We start from the raw sequence: 9,091 nt of genomic DNA on the forward strand, positions 1-9,091 counted from the left end.
CCGCGGCCGCGTGGACGCGATCCTGGTGGGCGGCGGGACAGCCCGCGTGGACAACCCCACGCTGACGGCCCGTGACGCTCACGGCAACCCCCGCGACCATCAACCGCTGCGTGCGGTCATGTCTCGCACACCGGTGGCCCACCACGCCCGGGTCCGCCGCGGCGTCGTTTCGAGCGAGGACAGTGGCGAGACGTCCGACGGTCGCTTCGTCTGGCTCAACACTCACGATCCCGCCGAAGCCCTCGCTCGGTTGGGTGCGCTGGGTGTTGCCCACGTGCTCGTCGAGGGCGGCCCCACGGTCAGCGCAGCATTCCTTGCGGCGGACTTCGTGGACGAACTCTGGCTCTACCAAGCCCCTTTGATCCTCGGTGACGGGAAAGCCGCACTGGCGCCCCTACCGACTCAGACCCTCGCCGACGCCGCTCGCTGGCGTTCCGATCCCGTGGCCGGACCCTCGGTCCGCACCTTGGGTTCGGACGTCGCATGGCATTTACGACCCGCCGCGGTCTCGGCCTCGAAGTAGTTCAGTACGAAGGAGCAGGACATGTTTACCGGAATAGTCGCGGCCCAAGCGACGGTGGAGCGCATCGAGCGTCTCGCACAGGATGCCGCACGGCTGCACGTGGACGCCGGGCAGATCATCGCCGATCTGCCGCATGGCGGCTCACTGGCGGTCAACGGTGTGTGCCTCACCGCCGTGCCAGCACCCGAAGCAGGCGCCGGACGGTTCACCGCGGACGTCATGGGGGAGACTCTCCGACTGACCACCCTAGGAGAACTGTCCGAGGGCGAGAGCGTCAATCTGGAACGCTGCACCGCGGCCGGAGAACGATTGGACGGCCACGTGGTGCAGGGTCACGTGGACGGCGTGGGAACCGTGGTCTCCCGCACGGAACACACCGGATGGCACACCGTGCGCATCCAGGTGCCCACCGAACTGGCCAAGTACATCGCGGTCAAGGGATCCATCGCCGTGGACGGCGTCTCCCTGACGGTAACGGCCGTGAACCCCGCGACCGAGGACCCAGCGTGGTTCGAGGTGGGCCTCATACCGGAAACGCTGCGTGCCACCACGCTGGGACGCCGCACCGAAGGTTCCGCCGTGAACCTCGAGGTCGACGTGCTCGCCAAGTACGCCGAACGGCTGGCCTCATATGCCGCACCGGCGGCGTCGGCACGGGTACGCCTGGATCCCGTACCCGCGGCCATCTCGGCCATCGCTGCCGGTCACGCCGTGGTGGTCGTGGACGACGAGGACCGCGAGAACGAGGGCGACTTGGTGTTCGCGGCCCAGCACGCCACCCAACAACTCATGGGTTTCACCATCCGGCACAGCTCGGGAGTCGTGTGCATCCCCATGCCGAACGAGCGAGCCGATGCCCTGGCCCTTCCGGCCATGACCGCGCTCAACGAGGATTCCAAGGGCACCGCGTACACGGTGACGTGTGATGCCCGCGTGGGAGTGAGCACCGGTATCAGCGCCGCGGACCGCGCTCTGACCTCACGCCTGCTCGCCGACCCCGGAACCGGTCCGGCGGAGCTCACACGGCCCGGCCACATCCTGCCGCTGCGCGCGGTGGACGGTGGCGTGCGCGTGCGCGAGGACACACCGAGGCCTCCGTGGAACTGGCACGCCTGGCAGGTTGCGAACCGGTGGGTGCCATCGCGGAAATCGTGGATGACCAGGGTGAACTGTTGCGCGCTCCCGCGCTGCGCGAGTTCGCCGACCGGCACGGGTTGTTCATGATCAGCATCGAGGATCTCGTGGACTACCTGGAGCAGCGCGCGGCGGGTGAGGCAGCGGCGTCGTCCCCGGTGGATGCTCCCACCGACACGCGGGGCCTGTCCGCATGAGCACGGGACCCGAAACTCTGGACCACTCGGAAGCGGTGACCATCCCCACCGAGTTCGGCACGTTCTCCGTGATGGGCTGGTTGGTGCCCGAACCCAATGGCCGGGCCGCCGCCGAACACGTGTCCTTGAGCGCGGCGCCCACCAGCGCGGAGGAGGCGAGCAAACCGACCCTGGTCCGATTGCACTCCGAATGCATCACCGGCGACGTGTTCGGCTCGTGGCGTTGCGACTGCGGACCCCAATTGCACCTGGCGCTGGAACGCATCGCACAACACGGCGGGACGGTGTTGTACCTGCGCAATCACGAGGGGCGCGGTATCGGCTTGATCAACAAGCTGCGCGCCTACAAGTTGCAGGACGGCGGCGCGGACACGGTCGAGGCCAACACGATGCTCGGTCTGCCCGCAGAAGCCCGCGACTACACCGCGGCCGCGCGAATCCTCAAGGAAATGGGCCTGACGCGGATCCGACTGCTCACCAACAACCCGGACAAGGTCAGCAAGCTGGAAGCCCTGGGGATCACCGTGGAATCCGTGGTGCCCCACGAGGTCCCGCCGCGTGAAGAAAACCTGCGGTACTTACTGACCAAGCGCGACCGGATGCACCACCACCTGACCGAACTCGCGTCCATTGAACCCGGTGCCACCAAACACAGCATCGACACCACGAACCTCAGCACGCAGAACCACAGCACAGGAGAACAATCATGAGCGGACACGGAGCTCCCGTCACCAACGCCGGCGAACTCAACGGCGAGAACCTCACCGTGGCGGTTGTCGCGGCCAGCTGGCACGACCAGATCATGGACGGACTGCTGGACGGCACCCGTCGCGCGCTGAAGGACGCGCGCGTGGGCAACGTGGTCGAGGTGCGCGTGCCCGGTAGCTTCGAATTGCCGGTGGCGGCGCGACGGCTCGCTGAACAGGCGGACGCGGTGGTGGCCCTCGGCGTGGTCATCCGCGGCGGCACTCCGCACTTCGACTACGTGTGCTCCGCCGCGACCACCGGCCTGACCGACGTCTCGGTGGTCACCGGCAAGCCGGTGGGTTTCGGCGTGCTCACGTGTGACACCGAGGAACAGGGCCTGGACCGCGCCGGCCTGGAGGGTTCGAGCGAGGACAAGGGCTACGAAGCAGCGGAGGCCGCCGTGCGCACCGCCCTCACGCTGCGTGAACTCGGAGTGTGAGCCCGCACCCGCGCCACGGTTCAACTGATGACGGAGGAAACCATTACCCTAAAGGGGTGAAGACCTTCGAAGCCCTGTTTGCCGAAATCACCCAAAAAGCCGCTGACCGTCCGGAAGTTCCGGAACCGTCAAAGAATTGGATTCGGGAATCCATGGCATCGGGAAGAAGGTTGTCGAAGAGGCCGCCGAAGTCTGGATGGCGTGCGAGTACGAAACCGACGACCAAGGCGCCGAGGAAATCTCGCAACTGCTCTACCACCTGCAGGTCATGATGGTGGCCAAGGGCCTGCGACTCGAAGACGTCTACAAATACCTCTGATCCTCGGCCGGTCACGGCCGGCCCTCCCCATTCCAGCCCTTTGGAAAGGAACCCCATGCTGCGAGTAGCCGTGCCCAACAAGGGTGCGCTGTCCGAAGCCGCCATCACCATGCTCACCGAGGCCGGTTACCGGCAGCGGCGCAGCAGCCGCGAGCTGGTGCTGGTCGACAACGACAACAACGTCGAGTTCTTCTACCTGCGTCCCCGGGACATCGCCATTTACGTGGGCGGTGGCACGTTGGACCTGGGAATCACCGGTCGCGATCTCTTGCTGGACTCCGGTGCCGAGGCCATGGAGGATCTCGGGCTGGATTTCGCACGCTCCACGTTCCACCTGGCCGGTCCGATTGGTCAGTTCAACTCCGTCAAGGAGCTCGAGGGCAAGCGCGTGGCGACCAGCTACGAGCTGCTGCTGAGCAAGTACCTCGAGAACCAGGGCGTCAACGCTGAGGTCGTTCGCCTGGACGGTGCCGTGGAGTCCTCGATCCGCCTGGGCGTGGCAGACGCCATCGCAGATGTGGTGGAAACCGGCAACACCTTGCGCGCGGCCGGGCTGGAGATCTTCGACGAGCCCATCATGCGTTCCGAAGCCTTGCTGATCCGCCGCCAGGAGGCGGGGGAGCCCGAGGGCCTCGAGGTGTTGCGGCGCCGTCTGCGCGGTGTTCTCGTGGCGCGCCAGTACGTGATGATGGACTACGACATCTCCGAGGATCACTTGGAAGCCGCCACCAAGATCACCCCGGGCATGCAGAGCCCCACGATCGCGCCGCTGGGCCGCGACGGTTCGGTGGCCGTGCGCGCCATGGTGCGCAAGAGCGACACCAACAAGATCATGGACGCCCTCTACGACGCCGGAGCCCGCGCCATCCTGGTCTCGCCCATTCAGGCAGCCCGGATCTAGCGCGCGTTCGCTCCACGTTTCAGCAAGCAGTTAGGACAGCACAATGGGTGTGGCCGTACGAGTGATTCCGTGTCTCGACGTGGACGCGGGGCGCGTGGTCAAGGGCGTGAACTTCGAGAACCTTCGCGACGCCGGTGACCCGGTGGAGCTGGCCGCCCGGTACAACTTGGCCGGCGCGGATGAGCTGACGTTCCTGGACGTCACCGCCTCGTCGAGTGATCGGTCCACCATGTTCGACGTGGTCTCGCGCACCGCCGAGCAGGTGTTCATCCCGCTCACCGTGGGCGGCGGCGTGCGCACCGCGGAAGACGTCGACCGGCTCCTGCGCACCGGCGCGGACAAGGCCTCGATCAACACCGCCGCGATCGCCCGGCCCGAGGTCATCAACGAGATCACCAATCGCTTTGGCAATCAGGTGCTCGTGCTCTCGTGCGATGCGAAACGCACGGGCAATACGCCGTCGGGCTTTGAGGTCACCACTCACGGTGGCCGCCAGCTGACCGGCATCGACGCCTTGGATTGGTGCCAGGAGGCCGAGGAACGCGGAGTGGGGGAGATCCTGCTCAACTCCATGGATGCCGATGGCACGCGCGAGGGCTTCGATCTGGACATGATCCGCGCGGTTCGCAAACGCGTGTCCGTCCCGCTGATCGCCTCCGGTGGCGCCGGCACCCCCGAGCACTTCCCGCCCGCCGTCGAAGCCGGGGCCGACGCCGTACTGGCCGCCTCGGTCTTCCACTTCGGGCCCGTGGGTGCGATCGCCGAGGTCAAGGACGCCCTGCGGGCAGCAGGGTACGAGGTGCGTTGATGCGCACGGAAGAGTTGAACATCGTGGAGAACACCCCCCAGGAATTTTTCGACAGTCACCTGGACCCGCAGGTCGCGAGCCGTCTCAAGCGGGATTCCGCCGGGCTCGTGGCCGCCGTGGTCCAGCAGTACGACACCGGTGACGTCCTGATGCTCGGCTGGATGAACGACGAAGCCCTGCACCGCACCCTCACCGAAGGCCGGGTCACGTTCTGGTCCCGCTCGCGCCAGGAGTATTGGCGCAAGGGCGATACTTCCGGCCACATTCAAAAGGTGCATTCCGTCAGCCTCGATTGCGACGGCGATGCCCTGCTCGTCAAGGTCGATCAAACCGGCGCGGCGTGCCACACCGGCGCGCGCACGTGTTTCGACGATCGTGACCTGAACGCTCACCAGGCGGTTTAAATGCAACAGCTCGGCACCATTACCCCCACCCTGCAGGAATTCCGCGAGTACGCGGCCACGCGGCGCGTGATTCCCGTGCGCACCACGGTGCTCGCGGATTCCATGACGCCCATCGGCCTGTACCGCTCACTCGTGGTGCGCGGTGGCAAGCCGGCTCCGGGTACGTTCCTGTTGGAGTCCGCGGCAGAGGGTGGCGTGTGGTCGCGGTACTCGTTCGTGGGTGCCCGCTCCTTTGCCACGCTGACCGCCAAGGACGGCCAGGCTCACTGGTTGGGGGAGTCTCCCGCCGGTGCACCGGTGGACGGGGATCCGTTGGACGCCCTGCGCGCCACCATGGACCTGTTGCACACCGAGCCGTTCGAGGGTGTACCGCCACTGACCTCCGGCATGGTCGGTTTCGTGGGCTGGGAGGCCGTGCGCCGTTGGGAGAAACTGCCCAACCCGCCCGAGGACGACCTGAACATGCCCGAGTTGGCCATGAACCTGGTCGCAGACATGGCAGTGCACGACAACACCGAGGGCACCGTGATGCTGGTGGCCAACGCCGTGAACGTCAACGGCACCGATGACAACGTGGATGCCGCCTATCACGACGCCGTCTCCCGGTTGCGCGAGATGGTCAACCGGTTGGCCACCCCGCTCGAGCGTTCCACGGTTTCGGTCATGGATCCCGAGGCGCAGGACATCACGGACATCGAGGGGGCGGCCCGACAGTCGTGGGATCGCAGCCTGTTCATCGACGCGATCAACCGTGGCAAGAAGGCCATCGTGGACGGGGACATCTTCCAGGTGGTCGTCTCCCGGCGTTTTGAGGCCGAATGTCGCGCGGACGCCCTGGACGTCTACCGCACGCTGCGCCGGATCAACCCCAGCCCGTACATGTACCTCTACGCGTTCGAGGACGCGGATGGTCGGCCCTACTCCATCGTGGGTTCCTCCCCGGAGGCTCTGGTCACCGTGACCGGTCGACAGGCCATGACGCACCCGATCGCGGGTTCGCGTCCCCGCGGGGCCACCGTGGATGAGGATGTCGCTCTAGGCCACGATCTCCTGGCGGACGAGAAGGAACGCGCCGAGCACCTCATGCTCGTGGACCTCGCGCGCAACGACCTCTCCAAGGTGGCCGTGCCCGGTTCCGTGGACGTCAGCGAGTTCATGGAGATCGAGCGCTTCAGTCACATCATGCACTTGTGCTCCACGGTGGTGGCCAAGATGCGCGAGGGCGTTTCCGCCTACGACGTGCTCGCGGCGACCTTCCCCGCGGGCACGCTCTCCGGCGCGCCCAAGCCGCGTGCCCTGCAGCTGCTCGACGAGTACGAACCCTGCGCCGCGCCGTCTACGGAGCGTGGTGGGCTACATGGACTTCGCCGGGAACATGGACATGGCCATCGCCATCCGCACCGCGTTGCTCGTCAATGACACGGCCTACGTTCAGGCGGGCGGCGGTATCGTGGCTGATTCGGATCCGGAGACGGAAGCCCTCGAATCCTTGAACAAGGCGACCGCGCCCTGCGCGCCGCCCTGGTGGCCGAGTCCCTGCGCGATCTCTCGCGCTGACCAGCCACCACCTTCAACAGTAGAAAGGACCACCGTGTTGCGTCGTACGGCACCCGCAGTTCTCGCCACCCTGGTGTGCGCGGTCGGACTGTTCGCCGCCTCAGCCGCCACGTGGATCCACGCCACGGTCGAGACCACCCTGCAGCCCATCACAGTGGACGTTGCGGGGTCCGACGCCGCTCCGGCCGTCACAGCCCTGGGTCTCGTTGCGGGTGCGGCCGCCGTGGCCTCGACCTCGCGGGTCGGGTGCTGCGGAGCATCGTGGGCGTGGTGGTCTCCCTGTCCGGCATCGGGGCCATCTTCGCGGTCCTCGCAGTGACGGCGGATCCCGAGAACGCCGCCCGCGGCACCGTGGGGACGCAGACCGGAGCCGTGGGCACCGGAGGCGAGTTCGCCCTCACCGTCTTCCCCTGGCTCGCCGTGGTCGCCGCCGCCGGCCTGATCCTGTGCGGAGTGTGGCTCGTGTTGGTCGCCCGGAATGCTCGCAAGAAGTCCGGACAACGCTACGACCGGGAGGCGCTGGCGGGTAACAAAGCGGCGTCGTCGGAGGAGAAAGTGACCACCGAACACTCCGACGACATCGACGCGTGGGATGCTTTCACGCGCGGCGAGGATCCCACCCGCGGGCCGTGACAACGTGAGTAACGTGAGTGTGGTGCTGAACCATCTGGTACCGCGGTAATGGCACAATGGGACCAAAAGAATTTCCGGTGCGCTCTGACGCGCGCCGATCACTGTATGAGCCGCACGGCTCAACCGGCACGGGAGAGTGGACACACATGTCGAACACCAACCAAGTCATCCTGGACCACACGGCCGCCGTCGGTCACGGCAACACCGTTGCCGCGTGGGCTTGCATCGCCATCATGGCCGTTGGCGTGATCGTGGGTTGCGTGGGCTTCACCATCGCCTCGACCCCCGTCACCGTGGTGGGCATCGGCCTGATCGTGGTGGGCCTCATCGTGGGCGCTGTGCTCAAGGGCATGGGCCACGGCAAGGGCAGCGAGAAGCTCAACCACTGAGCCGCGTGATCTCAGCGCCGGTGCGCGTTCTTGTGCGCCATCGGTTCACCAGACCATGACCAGTTCCACGAACCGCGGAACTGGTCATCGTCATACGGGCGGCATGTTGCCGGTCCGATGGCGGGACAGACATAAGTGAGGATTTTCATGACTCAGCAACGCACCAATTCGGTGCTGGACCAGATCATCGAGGGAGTGCGCGAAGACCTCGAGGCGCGCCGCGCGGTGGTGAGTCTGCAGCAACTCCAGCGCACCGCCAAGGCCCAGGCGCCGGCGCTGGATGCGGAAAGTGCCCTGCGGGGCAGCGAACCCGGCTCCGTTCAGGTGCTCTCCGAGGTCAAGCGGTCCAGCCCGTCCAAGGGTGCGCTGGCGGAGATCACCGATCCGGCCGCCCTGGCCGCGTCCTACGAGCGCGGTGGCGCTTCCGCGATTTCCGTGCTGACCGAGAAGCGCCGCTTCGGCGGATCCCTCACCGACCTGGATGCCGTGCGCCAGGCCGTGAACATCCCGGTGCTGCGCAAGGACTTCACCGTGGACGAGTACCAGATCTGGGAGGCCCGCGCCCACGGCGCGGACATGGTGCTGCTCATCGTGGCCGCCCTGGATGACGAGACCCTGCGTCGCTTCTTGGACCTGACCCATGAACTGGGGATGCACGCTCTGGTCGAAACGCACACACCCGAGGAGATCGAGCGGGCCGTGGACGTGGGCTCACGAATCATCGGCGTGAACACCCGCAACCTCAAGACGCTCGACGTGGACGTCAATACGTTCGGTCGCCTCGCGGATCAGATCCCCACGGACGCCGTGATCATCGCCGAGTCCGGTGTGGCCGGCGAGGACCAGATCAAGCTCTACGCGGGTCACGGTGCCAACGCGGTGCTGACCGGTGAGGTGCTGGTGAAGTCCGACGATCCCGCGCGCACCATTTCCCGATTCCGCGACGTGGGCGCCGCAGCCCGCGCGGATTTCCTGGCGGGCAAGAAGCCCCCGGCCGCCCAGGCCGAGTTCGCCGCCCAGCAACTGGCCGCAGCAGACGA

10 protein-coding genes and 3 pseudogenes are annotated in these 9,091 nt (G+C 66.6%); all 13 read left to right on the top strand.

Going from position 1 to position 9,091, the window contains the following annotated elements:
* On the top strand, positions 1–523 hold a 523-nt coding region (locus YO9_RS0114110), incomplete at its 5' end, for a RibD family protein (protein ID WP_016998071.1).
* 21 nt (positions 524–544) lie between these two features.
* Positions 545–1,713 (top strand): annotated as a pseudogene (locus tag YO9_RS0114115) (riboflavin synthase); the annotation flags it as partial.
* Between the two features lie 137 nt (positions 1,714–1,850).
* Positions 1,851–2,564, top strand: coding sequence for a GTP cyclohydrolase II (gene ribA, locus YO9_RS0114120; RefSeq protein WP_016998073.1), 714 nt, complete (start codon positions 1,851–1,853; stop codon positions 2,562–2,564).
* Positions 2,561–3,040: a 6,7-dimethyl-8-ribityllumazine synthase gene (ribH, locus tag YO9_RS0114125; RefSeq protein WP_016998074.1), complete on the top strand. Its 480-nt coding sequence runs from the start codon at positions 2,561–2,563 to the stop codon at positions 3,038–3,040. The genes ribA and ribH overlap by 4 nt, the downstream gene beginning before the upstream one ends.
* Before the next feature lie 56 nt (positions 3,041–3,096).
* Positions 3,097–3,359 (top strand): annotated as a pseudogene (locus YO9_RS0114130) (phosphoribosyl-ATP diphosphatase).
* A 55-nt stretch (positions 3,360–3,414) separates the two neighbouring features.
* Positions 3,415–4,260 (top strand): ATP phosphoribosyltransferase, encoded by an 846-nt coding sequence (gene hisG, locus YO9_RS0114135; RefSeq protein ID WP_016998076.1) that lies wholly within the window; start codon positions 3,415–3,417, stop codon positions 4,258–4,260.
* A 43-nt stretch (positions 4,261–4,303) separates the two neighbouring features.
* Entirely contained in the window at positions 4,304–5,068 is a 765-nt protein-coding gene (gene hisF / locus YO9_RS0114140) for an imidazole glycerol phosphate synthase subunit HisF (protein ID WP_016998077.1), read from the top strand.
* Positions 5,068–5,472: a phosphoribosyl-AMP cyclohydrolase gene (hisI, locus tag YO9_RS0114145; protein ID WP_016998078.1), complete on the top strand. Its 405-nt coding sequence runs from the start codon at positions 5,068–5,070 to the stop codon at positions 5,470–5,472. Before hisF ends, hisI begins: the two co-directional genes overlap by 1 nt.
* Positions 5,473–6,982, top strand: a pseudogene (locus tag YO9_RS0114150) (anthranilate synthase component I); the annotation flags it as partial.
* The gene (locus tag YO9_RS21765) at positions 6,962–7,348 is read left to right on the top strand and encodes a Trp biosynthesis-associated membrane protein (RefSeq protein WP_396350777.1); all 387 of its coding nucleotides are present in this window, start codon (positions 6,962–6,964) and stop codon (positions 7,346–7,348) included. The pseudogene YO9_RS0114150 and the gene YO9_RS21765, both read left to right, overlap by 21 nt.
* Positions 7,297–7,662: a Trp biosynthesis-associated membrane protein gene (locus YO9_RS0114155; RefSeq protein WP_262925707.1), complete on the top strand. Its 366-nt coding sequence runs from the start codon at positions 7,297–7,299 to the stop codon at positions 7,660–7,662. Before YO9_RS21765 ends, YO9_RS0114155 begins: the two co-directional genes overlap by 52 nt.
* A 146-nt stretch (positions 7,663–7,808) precedes the next feature.
* Entirely contained in the window at positions 7,809–8,051 is a 243-nt protein-coding gene (locus YO9_RS0114160; RefSeq protein WP_016998081.1) for an HGxxPAAW family protein, read from the top strand.
* A gap of 147 nt (positions 8,052–8,198) precedes the next feature.
* A partial coding sequence (gene trpC, locus YO9_RS0114165; RefSeq protein ID WP_016998082.1) for an indole-3-glycerol phosphate synthase TrpC occupies positions 8,199–9,091 on the top strand: 893 nt, incomplete at its 3' end.

It is taken from the genome of Kocuria atrinae C3-8 (assembly GCF_000286355.1).
Taxonomy (GTDB): Bacteria; Actinomycetota; Actinomycetes; order Actinomycetales; family Micrococcaceae; genus Kocuria; species Kocuria atrinae_A.